Below are 16,423 nucleotides of genomic sequence, written 5' to 3' on the forward strand. Positions count from 1 at the left end.
GGACGAGCCCAGAGGCCGGATCAGCCATAGGTCCGTCGGACCCAGTCTCGGGACTCAGGCCCGCAGGGCGAGAGGTACCCCGATCAGCTCCTGGGAGACGGTCCAGACGCGCGCGGCCTCCTCGGCACTGCGCAACGGGCGGTAGGGGCGCTGCTCGGCCGGGGCACCGCGCAGGCCACCGAGCCCGTCCGGGCCGTAGAACCCGCCGTCGTGGACCTCGGGGGAGGTCGCGGCGTACAGGGCGGGGAGCAGGGCGGTGTCGATCGTGCCGAGCAGACCCCACCGCGACAGGGTCCGGATGACCGCGATCTGCGGGGTGTCCCGCTCGCGACCGACCTCCGGACGCGCGGCGAGCAGGTTCGTCGGGACGACGCCGGGGTGCGAGAGGGTGCTGGTGATCCCCCAGCCGTTCACCTGGCTGCGGCGGCCCAGCTCGAGCGCGAAGAGACCGAAGGCGATCTTCGACTGGGCGTAGGCGGCCCCGCCGTCGTAGGAGCGCTCCCACTGGAGGTCGTCCCAGTGGATCGACCCCGAGCGCGCCGCGATGCTGAGCTGCGAGGTCACCCGCGCCCGGCCGGCGCGCAGCAGCGGCAGGAGGTGGGCGACCAGCGCGACGTGGCCCAGGTGGTTGGTGCCGAACTGCAGCTCGAAGCCGTCGGCGGTGGTCTGCCGGTCGGGTGGCGTCATGACGCCGGCGTTGTTGACCAGGACGTGGATCGGACGGCCCTCGGCCCGCAGGGCGGCGCCGAGCGCGGCGACGGAGGCGAGCGAGGACAGGTCGAGCTCGCGCAACGAGACCTCGGCGTCCGGGGTGCGCTCGCGGATGGTCGCGACGGCGGCCTGCCCCTTGCGCGGGTTCCGGACGGGCAGGACGACCTCGGCACCGGCCGCGGCGAGCCGTGCGGCCAGGCCCAGGCCGACGCCGTCGCTGGCGCCGGTGACGACGGCGCGGCGGCCGGTGAGGTCGGGAACGGTGATGTCGGGGGTGCGGGACATGCCGTCGACGGTGGCCCGTGGCCGCGCGGACAACCACGGCCCGCCGATCCGTGGCTGAGCGGGCCGCCCCGGCGCGGAGAGGGGGATCGACGATCCGTGGTCCGGAACCGGACATCGCCGGTAGGAACGGGGCAGCATCCGAGGAGAGGACGGACCCGTGATCGATCGCGCCGGGCTGGCGACGTTCCTGCGGCGTCGTCGGGAGGCGTTGCAGCCCGACGACGTCGGACTCCCGCGGGGGCAACGTCGTCGGACGAGCGGGTTACGGCGCGAGGAGGTCGCGGCGCTGTGCCACATGTCGACCGACTACTACGCGCGGATCGAGCGGGAGCGCGGCCCGCAGCCCTCGGCGCAGATGATCGCCTCGATCGCGCAGGGCCTGCACCTCTCGCTCGACGAGCGCGACCATCTGTTCCGCCTCGCCGGGCACCACCCGCCGACCCGTGGCGCGGCGAGCTCACACGTCGGCCCCGGCCTGCTGCGCATCCTCGACCGGCTCGACGACACCCCGGCCGAGATCGTGACCGAGCTGGGGGAGACGCTGCGGCAGACCCCGATGGGCGTGGCGCTGACCGGCGACACGACCCGGTTCACCGGACCGGAGCGCAGCCTGGGCTACCGCTGGTTCACCGATCCTGCCGCCCGGGCGCTCTACCCGCCCGAGGACCACGACCTGCTGTCCCGCCGCTACACCGCGGGGCTGCGCGGCATCGTCACGCTCCGCGGGCCGGACTCCCGGGCGGCCCACCTGGCCGACCTGCTCCTCCCGTTGAGCGCCGAGTTCCGGGCGCTCTGGGAGACGCACGACGTCAACGTGCGGCCGCTCGACCTCAAGCGCCTCGTGCACCCCGAGGTCGGCGCCCTGGAGCTGAACTGCCAGACCCTGCTCGACCCCGACCAGTCGCACCTGCTGCTGGTCTACACCGCGGTCCCCGGGTCGGAGAGCCACGAGAAGCTGCAGCTCCTGTCGGTGCTCGGCCGGGCGGGGTGACCGTCGCCGGCGTCGATCGGGCCTCCAGGGCTCCCCGCGCGGCCTCGCGGCAGCATTCCGTACCCGCTGATCATCGGCGCCGCCGCGGCCGGGTCCCGATGTAGGGAATCGGGATCACGGTGACGCGCCGAAGGGTGTGGCGTCCTGACGGCAGACCGTGCCCGGCCGGGGCAGCGTCCCGTCCACGAAGTAGGCGCGTTGGGCGTCGGCGGCGCACCGGCTGGGGTTGAGGAAGGCGGTGTGGCCGTAGCCGACCACCGTGAGCAGCCGGGCGTTGCGGAGCTCGGTCGACATGAGGACGGAGTTCTGGAACGGCGTCGACGGGTCGCGGGTGGGCCCGAGGACGAGGATCGGTGCCTGGTTGCGGTTGAACGGCCCCCGGTACGGGTCGGCCGCCCGCACCGGCCACGTCGAGCACGGTTCGTCGCCCCACACCGCGTTCGCACCGATCGGTCCGTTGCGGGCCTCCGAGTTCCGCGCCAGCGCCCCGAACAGCCCGACCGGCGGCACGGCCGCGTCGCCGCACGACACCGCGTAGCCCTGCTCGGGGCCGTCGTAGGAGCTCGGCGGGGGCAGCGGGCCGTCGGGGGTGTCCGGCGGCAGCGGCACGTCCCGCGCGTCCCAGATGGCCTTCATCCCGGCGGCGACCCCGGCCCAGCCCGCGGACCCGCCGTTCGTCACCGGGCTGGTGAACGGGAACGCGATGTCGAGGCCGTTGGAGATGCGCGAGACGAGGCCGGGGCCGGTGATGAGTTCGCTCCGGGGCGCGTACCAGATGGGTCCGTTCGCCAACCGCGCCAGCAGCTGGTTCCACCGGTCGACCGTGGCTTGGGGCGAGCCCGCCGAGAACGCGCAGCGGGACGCGTCGACCTGTCCGCACAGCCGGAGCAGGTCGCCGAGCACCGAGCTCGCGGCCGTGTCGGAGCCGATGCGCATCGAGATGCTGCGGGTGGTCACCGGCAGGTTCCGGTCGGTCCAGGCCGACGGGGCGAGGTTCCCGTCGAGCACCATGGCGCGGACCTTGTCGGGGAAGAGGTTCGCGTAGGTCGCGCCGAGGAAGGTGCCGTACGACAGCCCGATGTAGTTCAGCTTCGCGTCGCCGACGGCCTGCCGGAGCAGGTCGAGGTCGCGGGCGGTGTCGGCGGTGTTCGCGTGCTCGAGGAGGGCACGGTCCCGGGCTGCGCACGCCTGCCCGAACCGGCGCCAGGTGTCGACGTAGGCCGCGGCCTGCCCCGGCGTCGTCGGATAGTCCGCGCTGTCGCCGAGGAACCGGCCCTCCGCCTCCTGACTGTCGAAGCACTGCACCGGCGTGCTCTCGCCGACGCCGCGGGGGTCCCAGGAGACGACGTCGAACCGGTCCTGCAGGCCCGCGGGCAGCAGGCGGATCCACGCGCTGATCTGACCGGTGCCCGTCCCGCCCGGCCCGCCCGGGTTGAGGAAGAGCGACCCGATCTTCGGTCCGGTCGCGGGCTTGCGGGTGACGGCGAGGGTGATCGTCCGGCCGCGGGGATCGCGGTGGTCCAACGGCACGGTCGCCGTGGCGCACTGGAACCCGGCCTGGGCGGGCGGCGAGTCCTTCTCGCACTTTCCCCACGCCAGGGGCGGCACGAGGGGCCCCGGCGGGGGCGCGGCCCAGCCGGTGCCGGTGAGCACGGCGGCGAGCAGGGTGGCGACGGCGGTCACGAGCAGCGCTCGCGTCATCGGGGTCCTCTCCCGGAACGGGGGCGGGGCGGTCAGGCCGACGGCTCGGGCGCCGAGCGCTCGGGTCGGGTGGGAGCGCGCCCGCCACGGGGAGCGGCGGCCGTGACGGGGTCGAGGTCGCGCGCCTCCTCCCACGTGTCGCGGTAGGCGCCGTACCCCAGGCGGGTGCGGGTCGCGACCAGCAGGACGATCATGATCACGACCGCTGCGATCAGGAGCCCGAGACCGTTCGCGAGCTGGGCGGACGCGGGGTCGATCACGCCGCGCTCGCCGAGCCGGGTCATGTAGGTCTGGGTCCCGTCGACCGAGCCGTGCAGCAGGATCACCAGCAGCAGGCTCGCCCGGGTGTGGTTCGACAGCCAGGTGAACAGGAACGTCATCGCCGTCGTCAGGACCGAGAAGATGATCAGGGACTGGAGCCCTGCCGCCAGGTCGGACCCGAACCACATCGGGGCGTAGAGGAAGAAGTGCCAGGCGCTCCACAGGAGCCCGAGCACCAGCGTGCCCCTGGCCGGCCCGAGCCGGTACTGCATCCGCGGCAGCGCGAACCCGCGCCAGCCCGACTCCTCGAACAGCGGCCCGAAGACGAAGTGCGCGAGGTAGGCCAACGGATACGAGACGAGGGCCGCGGGCGTCAACGCGAGCAGCGTGTCGGACGCGCCGAGCAGGGTCGCGACGATCATGCCGCCGACCGGCAGGGCGAGGATCGCCACCGCCCACCAGCCGATGCCGACCCGCCACGTCAGCAGACGTTCGCGGTAGCGGCGCAGGCCGTCGCGGCCCTCGGTCACCCAGATCATGAACACCGCGGTTCCCGTGACGCCGATGGCGATCGCGGGCAGGACGGCGGGGTTCGGCGCCGCGGTGGACGGCTCGAACACCGGGAGACCGAGGATCACCACCGGGCTCCAGAGCAGCCACGTGACGGCGTAGGAGAGGACGAAGAAGGAGACGAGCGGACGTCGTCGGAGGAGCTCGAGCGCCGGCGACCGGCGCTCCTCCGGGGTGGACGAGGCAGCGGACATCGGATCCCCCGGGAGCGGCGAGCGCGAGGTCCGGCACTCGCCGGACTGCTTGATCGAAGCCGGTGTGTGGGCCGGGTGAGATCCCTCGAAGCGAGTAGTTCACGCGGTGTGCCACGCCGTGTCCGCACCGCGACCACGACACCCGTGCCCGGACGCGCGGTACCGGGTAGCGTCCGATCCGCCCGGGAAGAGAGGACACGTCGAACGACATGGCGCGTCGGTGGCGGCCCCATCGTCCGGGGGCCGGACTGTCCCTGGTGTCCCGTCCCTCGCTGTGGGCCCGCCTCGAGCAGGGGGCGCGGTCCTCGCTCACCACCGTCGTCGGTCCGCCCGGCGCCGGGAAGACGATGCTCGTCGCGGACTGGCTCGACCGGTCGCCCGCAGCGCCCGCCCGCTCGGCGTGGCTGACCCTCGAGGGCGCCGACCGGGCGTCGGACGCGTTCTGGGGCGCGGTCCTCGACGCGCTGCGTGCCGTCGACGCCCTGCCCGACGGCTCCGCGCTCGCAGACCTCCGCCCGGCGCCGGTCGTGGACGACGCCTTCGTCGACGCCCTGGTGGAGGGCCTCGCGGAGCTGCCGGCGCCGGTCGTCCTCGTCCTCGACGACGTGCACCGGCTCGGGACGACGCTGCCGACCGGCCTGGACGCGGTCCTCGCCACGACGGACGCGCTGCGGGTCGTCGCCCTGGGCCGGGGAGCGCTGCCCGTCGCCCGGCCCCGTCTCCTGCTCGCCGGCCGGCTGACGGAGATCGGGCCCACCGACCTGGCGTTCACCGCGGGGGAGATCGACGAGCTGTTCGCGGGCACGGGTGTCGCGCTCGACGGGGCCGCTCTGCATGCGGTGATGCAGCGGACCCACGGCTGGGCCGCCGCGGTCCGCGTGGCGGCGGTCCGCTGGGCCGAGGAGGGCGACCGCGGGCTGGCCCGGCTCGGGCACGACGGCCCGCTGGCGGACCTCCTCGCGGCGGAGCTGCTGGACGGGCTCGACGACGAGCGGGACCTCCTCGTGCGGTGCGCCCCCGTCGCCGCGCTGACCGCGGAGCTCGCCGCGGTCCTCGACTCGGGGGAGGCGAGGCCGACGCAGGCGGCGGTCGAACGTGCCCGGGACCGGCTCGAGCGCCTGGCCGACCGGCACGCCCTGGTCGCCCGGATGGCGCCGACCGGGTCCGCTCCCGGGACCACGTGGTACGCCTGCCACCCGCTGCTGCGCGACCTGCTGCTCACCCGGCTCGCCCAGGATCCCGCGGCGTTCCGGCGGGCGCACGTCCTCGCCGCCGGGTGGTCCGAGGACCGGGACCGCCCCATCGAGGCCCTCGAGCACGCGATCACCGCCGAGGACTGGTCGCTGGTCGCGGACGTCGCGGTGCGCAGCGCCGCCGCGCGATTCGTCGGGGAGGAGCGCACGGCTCTGCTCGATGCCCTGGCCCGCATCCCGAGGGCGCGGGCCCAGGGCGACGTCGCGCTGACCACGGCACTCGCCGCGCTGGCCTACTGCCGGTTCGACGTCGACGACCTCGCCCGCCAGATCGCCGCGGCCGACGCGGCCCTGGCGACCGACGCGGGCGCCCCGCCGGGCTCGGTGCGGCGTGGCTCGGCGCTCGTCGTCCTGCGGGTGGTCGAGGCGGCGCTCGCCAAGCTCAGCGGCGACGCCGAGCGCATGCTCACCGCGGCCCGCGCGGCGGCGGCGGAGGTGGCGGCCCTCCCGGCCACGGAGGTCCCGGGGTGGGCGGTCTACGAGGACGTCACCGAGGTCAACGTCGGCCTGGCCGAGATGTGGAGCGGCGCGTTCGACACGGGAAGTCGGCGGCTCGCCACGCGCACGGTCGTGGGTGCCGGCACCGCCACCTTCGGCCTGCACGCCGCGGGGCTCCGTGCCCTGGGCCTCGTCGTCGGCGGGCACCCGGTCGAGGCCGCCCGGCTGGCCGAGCGCGCGCTGGAGCGGGCGCGGGGCCTGGGCTGGGACCACATGCCGACGACCGCGGCCGCCTGGGCCACAGCAGCGCTGGCCGCGCTGGAACGCGGCGACCTCGTCGTGGCGGGGGCGTCCGTCGAGGCCGTGCGGGCGCTGTCCTCACACCTCGGGGTCGACTGGCTGGTGCAGACCGCGATCGACCTCGCCGACGTCGGCGTCCGCCTGCTCGAGCGGGACGTCGCTGCGGCCACCGACGCGCTCGCGGGGGTCGACCGAAGGATCGCCGGCGGGCGTTCGACCGGGATCCTGCCGACGTGGACGGACTACGTCGGTGCCCAGGTCGAGCTCGCGTCCGGCCGCCCCGACGCGGTGCTCGCCCGGCCGGCCGTGGCCCGGCGGCGTTCCGGGCGGAGATCCGACTCCGGGGCCACGGAACTCTCCCTCGACGACCGCCTCGCCGGTCTCGCCGCCCGCGCCCTCCTCATGACGGGGGAGGTCGACGAGGCGTCCGCCGTGCTCGCCGCCGTGCGCCCCGCCGGCGACCTCGACCCCGTCACCCGGATCGAGACCGACCTGGCGCGCGCCGTCCTGTGGGGGGCGACCGACGGGTCGGAGGGGGCCGCCCGGACGCTCGCCGACGCGCTGCGCCGCGCCGGGGACCACTCCGTGCTCCGCCCCCTGCTCCTCGCCGAGCCCGCTCTCACCGCGATGCTCGACGACCACGTACGGCGCGGGCCGCACGCTCCTGGGGCGTCCCGCGCCACCGTCGCGCTGGCGGCCCGGGTGCGCCGGTCGCGCCCGGTGGCGCCCGCACCCGTCGTCGGGAACGACGGCGACCTCACCACCCGCGAGCGGGAGGTCCTGCACTACCTGCCCTCACTGCTCACCGTCCCGCAGATCGCGGGGCAGATGCACCTCACGGCGCACACCGTGCGCCACCACCTCAAGGGCCTCTACCGGAAGCTGGAGGCCGCGAACCGCCGGGAGGCGGTCGCGGCGGCCGTGGGCCGCGGGTTGATCACCGCGCCCACGGACCTCGAGCGGCAGGTGCGGAGCTCGTGAGCATCGAAGGAGCCGACATGTCCGTCCTGACCGCCTTCGCCGAGGCGATGCGCTCCGGCGCCGTCGAGGTCGTCGACCTCACGACGCCGCTGCAGGAGTCCACGCCCATCCTGGAACTGCCGCCGCCGTTCGCGAACACCTCGCGCTTCCGGCTCGAGGAGCTCTCGCGGTACGACGACCGCGGCCCGGCCTGGTACTGGAACGACATCCACACCGGCGAGCACACCGGCACCCACCTCGACGCCCCGAACCACTGGGTGACCGGCCGCGAGGGTCCGGACGTCTCGCAGGTGCCGATGTCGACGCTGGTCGCACCGGTCGCGGTGATCGACATGACCGCCGAGGTCGAGCGGGACCCGGACTTCCTGCTCGAGGTCGCGCACCTCGAGGCGTGGCAGGCCGAGCACGGACCCCTTCCCGACGGCGGGTGGCTCCTCTACCGCACCGGGTGGGAGTCGCGGGGCGGCACGCAGGAGGAGTTCGTCAACGCCGACGAGGCGGGCCCGCACACGCCGGGCGTGTCCGCGGAGTGCGCGCGGTGGATCGCGCAGGAGTCGCCGTTGACCGGGTTCGGGGTGGAGACGGTCGGGACCGACGCGGGCGCCGCCGGCGGGTTCGACCCGCCGTTCTCCTGCCACCACTACCTCATGGGCGCGAACCGCTGGGGCCTGACGAGCCTGCGCAACCTCGGTCGGCTGCCCGCGACGGGCGCGGTGCTCGTGGTCAGCCCGTTGCCCATCGTCGGCGGCTCCGGGTCGCCGGCGCGGGTGCTGGCGCTGGTGGAGCGCTCGTGACGACGGTCGCGGAGCAGGTCGGGACGCTGCTGGCCGAGCTCGGCGTCGGGCGCGCCTTCGGTGTCGTCGGCAGCGGGAACTTCCACGTCACCAACGCGCTTCGGTCGGCCGGTGTCGGGTATACCGCCGCCCGTCACGAGGGCGGCGCCGCGACGATGGCCGACGCGTACGCCCGCACGTCCGGCGAGGTCGGGGTGCTGACGGTGCACCAGGGCTGCGGGCTCACGAACGCGATGACCGGGATCACCGAGGCCGCGAAGTCGCGCTCGCCGCTGCTCGTGCTGGCCGCCGACACCCCGGGTGCGCAGGTCCGCAACAACTTCCGCATCGACCAGGACGCCCTCGTCCGCGCGGTCGGTGCGGTGCCCGAGCGAGTGAACACCCCGGCGTCCGCCGTCGCCGACGTCGTGCGGGCGTACGGCGTCGCGCGCGACCAGCGCCGCACCGTCGTCGTGAACCTGCCCCTGGACGTGCAGGCCGCGCCGGCCGTCGACGGGTCCCGGCCGCGGACGACCTGGCGGCCGCCCCGCCCGGACGCCGCGTCGGTCGCGGAGCTCGCCGCGCTGCTCGACGGGGCTCGCCGCCCGGTGTTCGTCGCCGGCCGCGGCGCGCGCGGCGCGCGGAGCGAGCTGGAGGCGCTCGCCGACCGCTGCGGGGCGCTGCTCGCCACCAGCGCCGTCGCGCACGGCCTGTTCACCGGGTCGCCCTGGTCGCTCGGCATCTCCGGCGGCTTCTCGACCCCGTTGGCCGCGGAACTGATCGCCGACGCCGACCTGATCGTCGCCTGGGGCGCCTCCCTGACGATGTGGACGACCCGGCACGGCGAGCTCACCGCCGGCGCCACCCTGGTCCAGGTCGACGACACCGCCGAGGCCCTCGGTACGAACCGGCCGGTGGCCCTCGGTGTGCTCGGCGACGTGGGGGCGACGGCGGCGGACGTCCTCGAGGTGTGCGGGAAGTCGGCCGGGTACCGGAGCCCGGAGATCGGGGAACGCATTCGTACGGATGCGCGGCACGCGGCCCCGACCGAGGTCATCGGGGACCGCATCGACCCGCGGGTGCTCTCCGCCGCCCTCGACGAACTCCTGCCCGCCGAGCGCACCGTCGCCGTCGACTCCGGCAACTTCATGGGCTACCCCGCTGGCTACCTGCAGGTCCCCGACGAGGCCGGGTTCTGCTTCACCCAGGGCTTCCAGTCGATCGGCCTGGGGCTCGCGACGGCGATTGGCGCGGCCCTCGCCCGGCCGGACCGGCTGGCTGTCGCGGCCTGCGGGGATGGCGGGTTCCTCATGAGCATCAGCGAGCTGGAGACCGCCGTGCGGCTCGGGCTCGGGATGGTGATCGTGGTGTACGACGACGCCGGGTACGGCGCCGAGTTCCACCATTTCGCCGACGACGACCACGGCACGGTCCGTTTCCCGGACACCGACCTCGCCGCGATCGCGCGCGGCTACGGGTGCGACGCGGCCGTGGTGCGGTCGACGGCGGACCTGGCGATCGTCCGCACGTGGTTGGACGGGCCCCGAAACCGACCTCTGCTGCTGGACGCGAAGGTCGTCGCCGACGAACCGGCGTGGTGGCTCGCGGAGGCGTTCAAGGGGCACTGACGCCGTCGGACTCCGCCGTCAGTTCCTCGAGCTTCTCGGAGTGGAACCGGATCGCGCGGGCGTGATAGCGCAGCATCTCGGCCCGGCTCAGGTCGGCGGGTCCGCCGGTCGGTCGTCCGTTCCGGGCGGCGAGGCCGTAGAGGACGAGGTCGCTGAACTGGTCGGCGATCTGGTCCGGAGTCATCGGCCCGGAGGCCTTGTACCATTTCCAGAGCCAGTTGCACATTCCGTCGATCGCGAAGACGGTGCTGCGCTCGTCGCCGTCGACGAACTCGCCGTTCTGCACGCCCTCCCGGATGATACCCCGGACGACGAGGTCGCTCTCCCGCTTGAACCGTCGGAACTCGGCCCGGACCTCCGCGGGGAGTTCGGCCTCGGAACTGAAGGACAGGCTGTAGAGCTCGATGCTCTCGGTGAGGCATTCGACGTGGTGCCGGACGTAGCCGTGCAGTTTCTCCCGCGCCGTCCCGGGAATGGAGGTCACCGCGTCGAGCTTGGCGATGTCCCGCTTGATCCAGTCCCCGAAGACGTGGCGGAGCAGGTCGTCCCGATTGGCGAAGTAGTGGTAGAGCGCCGCCTTCGTGACGCCGACCTCCTCGGCGATGTCCTGCAGTGAGACGGCGCGAATGCCCCGGGCCTGGAAGAGCCTGGTCGCGGCCCGGGTCAGCTCGTCCTGCATGATCGTGCTTCTGGGCATCAGCGAGGTACCTCGATGAATTCGAGTTGGACCCCGGCCATGTCCCGCGGGTGGGTGAAGGTTACACCGGCGTGCCCCTCACCCCGGACGGGCTCCTCGAGCACGGGCGCGAGTCCGACGTCGCGCAACTCGCGGGTCGCCACGTCGACGTCCTGGACGCCGACCGACACGAGGAAGACGCCCTCGCCGCGGCGTTCGAGGAATCGGCTCACCGAGGTCGACTCGGCGTCGCTCGCGATGAGATTGAGATGGAACCCGTTGATGTCGAACGAGGCGCCGCGCAGGCCGGGGAAGGCGAATCCGGATTCGTCGACGGGCTTGCTCGCCATCTCGAACACCTCCTCGAACCGGCGGGTCCACTGCTCGAGGTCGTGGACGGCGATGTTGAGGCCGTGGATGCCGTGGAACTGCACGGGATGCTCCTAGGGGAATCGGTGCTGCAGGGAGTCAGGTGAGGGTCATGCCGCCGTCGACGACGATCGTCTGACCGGTCACGTAGCCGGCGGCGGGCGACGCGAGCCACACGCCAACCTGCGCGATCTCCGCCGGGGACCCGAACCGGCCCAGCAGGAGACGCGGCCGGAGCACGGACTCGACGTACTCCGGGCGGTACTGACCGGTCATCTCGGTCTCGACGAAGCCGGGAGCGATCGCGTTCACGCGGATGCCGCGGCGCGGACCCCACTGCTGGGCGAGGTCGCGGGTGAGGCCGAGCAGGCCTGCCTTGCTCGCCGAGTAGGCGGCCTGGGGGAGCCCGGCCGTGGTCAGGGCCAGGACGCTGGAGACGTTGACGATCGAGCTGCCCGGCGCCATCTCCGCCGCGCACGCCTGCGCCATCCAGTACGCGCCCGCGAGGTTGGCCTCGACGACCGCCCGGAACTCGTCGGGGGTTTCGCGCAGCGCGGGGACCGCGCTCCCGACTCCCGCGTTGTTGACCAGGACGTCGAGTCCACCGAGAGCCTCGCGGGCCTGCTCCACGGCCGCGCGGCAGCGGTCGGGGTCGCGGACGTCGGCCGTGATCGCCGCTGCGGTCCCGCCGTCGGCCTCGATGCCGGCCACGGTTCGCTCGAGCATCGCGGTACGCCGCGCCGTGACCGCCACGCGCGCGCCCGCGGCGGCGAGGGCGCGGGCGAAGGCGACCCCCAACCCGGAGGAGCCGCCGGTCACCAGGGCGACGTGGCCGTCCAGGCGGAACGGGTCCGTGCTGACGGACTCCGACGGCGCGGCGCTCACCGCAGGTCCAGCAGGCGCTTGACCTTGCCCTCGCCGCCGAGCCCGGTCAGCGGGGCGAGGGAGGCCGCCGGGACGATCTCGACGTCGACCGCCACCCCGAACGCGGTGTGCAACAGGCCGCGCATGTCGGCCTCGAGGTCGTGGGCACCGGCCCTGTCGCGCCCCTCGATCTGCACCCGCATGCGCTCGCGGGAGGCGAGGCCCTCCCCGACGGTCTCGACGACGCACAGGAACTCCCCGGTGGTGCGAGGGTCGCCCGCGACCACGTCCTGCGCGGAGCGCGGGTAGACGCTCGTGGCCCGCAGCTTGACCATCTCGTCGGACCGGCCGAGGAACCCGGAGAGCTTCGTCGTGCGTAGCCCGCAGCCGCAGACGCCGCGCCGGCTCGTCCGCATCAGGTCCTTGAGGTCGTAGCGGATGATCGGCGGGACCGAGCGGTGCAGGCTCGTCACGACCAGGTTGCCGGGTTCGCCGACGTCGAGGATCTCGCCCGTCTCCCGGTCGGCGACCTCGAGGAGCGCGGTGTCGTCGTTGACGTGCAGGGCGTCGTGCGCGGCGCACTCGAAGCCGACCAGGCCGACCTCGTGGGTGCCGTAGTTGTCGTACACCTCCGCTCCCCACGCCTCGGAGAGGAGCTTGCGCAGGTGTCCCTCCTCGTCCACGCCGAGGTAGGTGTGGATGAAGCGGGTGCGCAGATCGGCGGCGAGGTCGATGCCCTCCCGGATCGCGGTCTCGGCCAGGATCTTCATGTACTCGCCGAACGCGACCCAGCCGGCGGTGCCCCACTCCCGGGCCAGCTCGAGCTGCCGCGTCGACGACGTCACGACGCCGGAACCGGTCGTCAGGGGGACCAGCCCGCACCAGTTCATCGCGGCGGTGGACGAGCACCACGCCGTGTTGGCGAGACTGTTGGTGAGGGTGATCTGCAGGACGTCCCCGACCTCGGCGCCCTGCGCATGGAAGGCTCGGGCGAACTGGATGGCCTGGACCTCCCAGGCGACCGGGTCGAACAGCGTCGGGCGGGGGAGACCGGACGTGCCCCCGCTCGACTGGATCTTCAGCGGGGTGGCCATGGCCTTCAGGGCGAAGTTCTGGTGCGACCCGAACGGCGGCTCGTCGGCGATGCTCGCCTTGAGATCCTCGCTGGTGAAGGTCGGGATGCGCTCGATGTCCGGCAGGCCGCGGATGTCGCCGGGCTCGAGGCCGGCGGCGCTCCACCGGTCCCGGTAGAACGGGATCTCCCACGCCTCCTGCACGCGGGCCAGGAAGCGGCGCTCCTGCAACTCGCGGAGCCCGTCGTCGGACAGGGCGGACATGGCGTCGGAGAACGCGGGCGGCGGCGGGTAGTCCTCGACGAAGCGCGGCCAGTCGATGCTGGACCAGTAGTAGGGGATCGGTCGTGTGGTCACGTCGGGCTCCTGGTTCACAGGCAGCGTGGATCGAGGTCCAGCGCGGTGCGGTCGTGGCTGGCGAGCAGGTCGAGCGGTGCGGACACCTTCGGCAGCTCGTGGCGGAAGAAGTACTGCGCCGCGGCCCGCTTGCCGTCGTAGAACCGGCCCTCGCGCCCGTGCGCGGCGATGGCGAGCTCCAGCCAGATCCAGGCGACGACGATGTGGCCGGCAGCCTCGAGGTAAAGCGTGGCGTTGGCGAGGCCCGCGGTGGCGTGCTCCGGCTCGGTGACGAGGAAGGTGACGTGGCTCAGGTGGGTCAGCGCATCGTCGAGGGCCTCGGCGTATTCGGCCAGCGCGTCGATCCGCGCCGCCTCGGCGACGGTCGCGCGGATCGCGGCCGCGAGCTCGGCGAAGGCGCCGTCGGTCACCACCTTCCGGCCGAGGAGGTCCAGGGCCTGGATGCCGTGCGTGCCCTCGTGGATCGGGTTGAGGCGGTTGTCGCGCCAGTGCTGCTCCACGTCGAACTCGCGGCTGTAGCCGTAGCCGCCGTGGACCTGGATCGCGAGGGAGTTCGCCTCGAGGCACCACTGCGACGGCCAGCTCTTCGCGATCGGCGTCAGGAGGTCGAGCAGCAGGCCGAGCCGGCGCCGCTGCCGGTCGTCGGTGACGGTCCGGAGCCGGTCGACGAGCATCGCGCACCGCAGCACGAGCGCGAGGCCGCCCTCGACGTAGGCCTTCTGCGCCAGCAGCATCCGGCGGACGTCGGGGTGGGCGGTCAGGGGGACCGGCGGCGACGTCGGGTCCCGGTCGGTGAGCGACCGGCCCTGCGTGCGCACGGCCGCGTACTCGAGCGACTTCCGGTAGCCGGCCTGCCCGACGGCGGCCGCGACGAGCCCGACACCGATCCGCGCCTCGTTCATCATGTGGAACATCTGGGCCAGGCCCCGACCCTCCTCGCCCACGAGGTACCCGACGGCGCCGGGCTCGGGCGTCGGCGCGTGGGTGCCGTCGCCGAAGGCGAGCACCGCGTTCGTCGTGCCCCGCGTGCCCGTCTTGTGGTTGAGCGAGGTCAGGACGACGTCGTTGCGGCGGCGGTCCGGCAGGTACTTCGGGACGGCGAGCAACGAGAGCCCGCGGACGCCGGCGGGCGCTCCCGGGGTGCGCGCCAGGACGAGGTGGACGATGTCGCCGAGCCCGTGGTCGCCGGCGGAGATCCACATCTTCGTCCCGACGACGCGGTACGTCCCGTCCGGGCAGCGGGTCGCGCGGGTGGTGACGTCGGCGAGTGAGGACCCGGCCTCGGGCTCGCTCAGGCACATCGTCCCGAAGGTCTCGCCGGCGAGCATCGGCCGCACCCAGGCGTCGACCTGCTCGGGGCTGCCGTGCGCGACCAGGAGGTTGGCCGCGGCGATCGTCAGGAACGCGTAGCCGGTGGTCGCGGTGTTGGCCGCCTGGAACCAGGCCATGCACGCCTGGAAGACGGTGAGCGGGAGCTGCATCCCGCCGACCGAGCCGTCGAACTGGGCCGCGAGGAGGTCGGCCTTCGCGAACGCCGCGAGGGCGGCCCCGGTCTCGGCCGGGAGCGTCACCGTCCCGTCGTCGGCGATCCGCGGCTCCTCGGTGTCGCCGAGCCGGTTGGACGGCGCGAAGTACGTCGTGGCCAGGTCCTCGCTCAGTTCGAGTAGCGCCGCGAAGGTCTCCCGCGAGTGCTCCGCGAAGTACTCGTGCTCGGTCAGCGCCGTGACGTCGAGCCACTCGAACAGCAGGAACTCCAGGTCCCGCCGGTTCATCACCGCGGTCATCGGAGCCGCTCGATCACCATGGCCATGCCCTGGCCGCCGCCGACACACATGGTCTCGAGCCCGACCTCGCCGTCGTGGGCGTCGAGGTTGTTGAGCAGGGACGCCGTGATGCGGGCGCCTGTCATGCCGAACGGGTGGCCCAGCGCGATGGCGCCGCCGGAGACGTTCAGCCGGTCCTCGTCGATCCCGAGCGCACGGGCGGAGCCCAGGACCTGGACCGCGAAGGCCTCGTTGATCTCGACGAGGTCGACGTCGGCGACGGACATGCCGGCGAGGGCCAGGGCCCGGCGGGACGCCTCGACGGGGCCGAGTCCCATGATCTCGGGGGAGAGCCCGGAGACGGCGGTCGAGACGATGCGGGCGAGCGGCCGGATCCCGAGCTCGCGGGCCCGGGTGTCCGACATGACCACCAGCGCCGCCGCGCCGTCGTTCAGCGGGCACGAGTTCCCCGCGGTCACCGTCCCGTCCACCCGGAACACCGGCTTCAGGGCGGCGACCTTCTCCACCGTCGTCCCGGCCCGCGGGCCGTCGTCGGCAGTGACCGTCCGGCCGTCCGGCGTCGTGACCGGGGTGATCTCTCGCGTGAAATGGCCCCGCGCGATCGCCTCCTCGGCGCGGTTCTGCGAGCGCACGGCCCACCGGTCCTGCTCGTCCCGGCCGATGCCGGTGTGCGAGGCGACGTTCTCGGCGGTCTGACCCATGGAGATGTAGGCGTCGGGCAGCAGTCCGGCCGCGCGCGGGTCGGTCCAGGGCGGGTTCTCCTCGGCCGCCCGCACGGTCCGCTCCTGCGCCTCGTCGAAGCGCGGGTTCTGCGTGCCCGGGAGCGAGTCGGAGGTGCCGTTCGCGAAGCGGGAGACGGTCTCGACGCCGGCCGAGACGAAGGCGTGCCCCTCGCCCGCCTTGATCGCGTGGAACGCCATCCGGGTCGTCTGCAGCGACGAGGCGCAGTACCTGGTGACGGTGGTGCCGGGCAGGTGGTCGTGGCCGAGGGCGACCGCGACGATCCGGGCCATGTTGAAGCCCTGCTCACCGCCGGGGTTGCCGCAGCCGAGCATCAGGTCGTCGACCTGCTCCGGGTCCAGTTCGGGAACGCCGTCGAGGGCGGCCCGGACCATCTGCGCGGTGAGCTCGTCGGGCCGCATCGTCGCGAGCGAGCCCTTCACCGCGCGCCCGATCGGCGAGCGGACCGCGGACACGATGACCGCTTCCGTCAT

General features: G+C 73.8%; 13 protein-coding genes. 4 read left to right on the plus strand and 9 right to left on the minus strand.

Going from position 1 to position 16,423, the window contains the following annotated elements:
* Window positions 1-54: 54 nt before the first annotated feature.
* Window positions 55-996 (minus strand): SDR family oxidoreductase, encoded by a 942-nt coding sequence (locus QRT03_RS09465; RefSeq protein WP_286052436.1) that lies wholly within the window; start codon window positions 994-996, stop codon window positions 55-57.
* Window positions 997-1,153: 157 nt separating this feature from the next.
* On the opposite strand from QRT03_RS09465, the gene QRT03_RS09470 reads away from it, so the two are divergent.
* On the plus strand, window positions 1,154-1,987 hold the full coding sequence (locus QRT03_RS09470; protein ID WP_286052437.1) for a helix-turn-helix transcriptional regulator: 834 nt from the start codon (window positions 1,154-1,156) through the stop codon (window positions 1,985-1,987).
* A gap of 114 nt (window positions 1,988-2,101) precedes the next feature.
* On the opposite strand, the gene QRT03_RS09475 is transcribed toward QRT03_RS09470, so the two are convergent.
* Together QRT03_RS09475 and QRT03_RS09480 are read right to left on the minus strand one after the other, a co-directional pair.
* On the minus strand, window positions 2,102-3,688 hold the full coding sequence (locus QRT03_RS09475) for an alpha/beta hydrolase (protein WP_286052438.1): 1,587 nt from the start codon (window positions 3,686-3,688) through the stop codon (window positions 2,102-2,104).
* A gap of 32 nt (window positions 3,689-3,720) precedes the next feature.
* Window positions 3,721-4,713 carry a CPBP family intramembrane glutamic endopeptidase gene (locus QRT03_RS09480; RefSeq protein ID WP_286052439.1) on the minus strand — a complete coding sequence of 331 codons (993 nt, stop codon included), beginning with the start codon at window positions 4,711-4,713 and terminating at the stop codon, window positions 3,721-3,723.
* Between the two features lie 257 nt (window positions 4,714-4,970).
* On the opposite strand from QRT03_RS09480, the gene QRT03_RS09485 reads away from it, so the two are divergent.
* The 3 genes from QRT03_RS09485 to QRT03_RS09495 are packed head-to-tail and all read left to right on the plus strand — an operon-like array spanning window position 4,971 to window position 10,086.
* Complete coding sequence (locus QRT03_RS09485) at window positions 4,971-7,685, plus strand: LuxR C-terminal-related transcriptional regulator (RefSeq protein WP_286052440.1); 2,715 nt, start codon at window positions 4,971-4,973, stop codon at window positions 7,683-7,685.
* Between the two features lie 17 nt (window positions 7,686-7,702).
* Window positions 7,703-8,479 (plus strand): cyclase family protein, encoded by a 777-nt coding sequence (locus tag QRT03_RS09490; protein WP_286052441.1) that lies wholly within the window; start codon window positions 7,703-7,705, stop codon window positions 8,477-8,479.
* A complete protein-coding gene (locus QRT03_RS09495) occupies window positions 8,476-10,086 on the plus strand; it encodes a thiamine pyrophosphate-binding protein (RefSeq protein ID WP_286052443.1) in 1,611 nt (536 codons plus the stop codon). Before QRT03_RS09490 ends, QRT03_RS09495 begins: the two co-directional genes overlap by 4 nt.
* Here QRT03_RS09495 and QRT03_RS09500 read toward each other — a convergent pair.
* Genes QRT03_RS09500 through QRT03_RS09525 form a run of 6 tightly spaced genes read right to left on the minus strand, consistent with a single transcriptional unit; the run spans window position 10,073 to window position 16,423 of the window.
* Window positions 10,073-10,783, minus strand: a complete 711-nt coding sequence (locus QRT03_RS09500; RefSeq protein ID WP_286052444.1) for a TetR/AcrR family transcriptional regulator — start codon at window positions 10,781-10,783, stop codon at window positions 10,073-10,075. The two genes, QRT03_RS09495 and QRT03_RS09500, sit on opposite strands and share 14 nt — an antisense overlap.
* Window positions 10,783-11,196 (minus strand): VOC family protein, encoded by a 414-nt coding sequence (locus tag QRT03_RS09505; protein WP_286052445.1) that lies wholly within the window; start codon window positions 11,194-11,196, stop codon window positions 10,783-10,785. Before QRT03_RS09505 ends, QRT03_RS09500 begins: the two co-directional genes overlap by 1 nt.
* A 34-nt stretch (window positions 11,197-11,230) precedes the next feature.
* Window positions 11,231-12,016 (minus strand): SDR family NAD(P)-dependent oxidoreductase, encoded by a 786-nt coding sequence (locus QRT03_RS09510; protein ID WP_286052446.1) that lies wholly within the window; start codon window positions 12,014-12,016, stop codon window positions 11,231-11,233.
* Window positions 12,013-13,425 carry a phenylacetate--CoA ligase family protein gene (locus tag QRT03_RS09515; protein ID WP_286052447.1) on the minus strand — a complete coding sequence of 471 codons (1,413 nt, stop codon included), beginning with the start codon at window positions 13,423-13,425 and terminating at the stop codon, window positions 12,013-12,015. The genes QRT03_RS09510 and QRT03_RS09515 overlap by 4 nt, the downstream gene beginning before the upstream one ends.
* A 14-nt stretch (window positions 13,426-13,439) precedes the next feature.
* Window positions 13,440-15,209, minus strand: a complete 1,770-nt coding sequence (locus tag QRT03_RS09520) for an acyl-CoA dehydrogenase (protein ID WP_286052448.1) — start codon at window positions 15,207-15,209, stop codon at window positions 13,440-13,442.
* A complete protein-coding gene (locus tag QRT03_RS09525) occupies window positions 15,206-16,423 on the minus strand; it encodes an acetyl-CoA C-acetyltransferase (protein ID WP_286052449.1) in 1,218 nt (405 codons plus the stop codon). The genes QRT03_RS09520 and QRT03_RS09525 overlap by 4 nt, the downstream gene beginning before the upstream one ends.

Source organism: Actinomycetospora termitidis (assembly GCF_030286555.1).
Taxonomy (GTDB): domain Bacteria; phylum Actinomycetota; class Actinomycetes; order Mycobacteriales; family Pseudonocardiaceae; genus Actinomycetospora; species Actinomycetospora termitidis.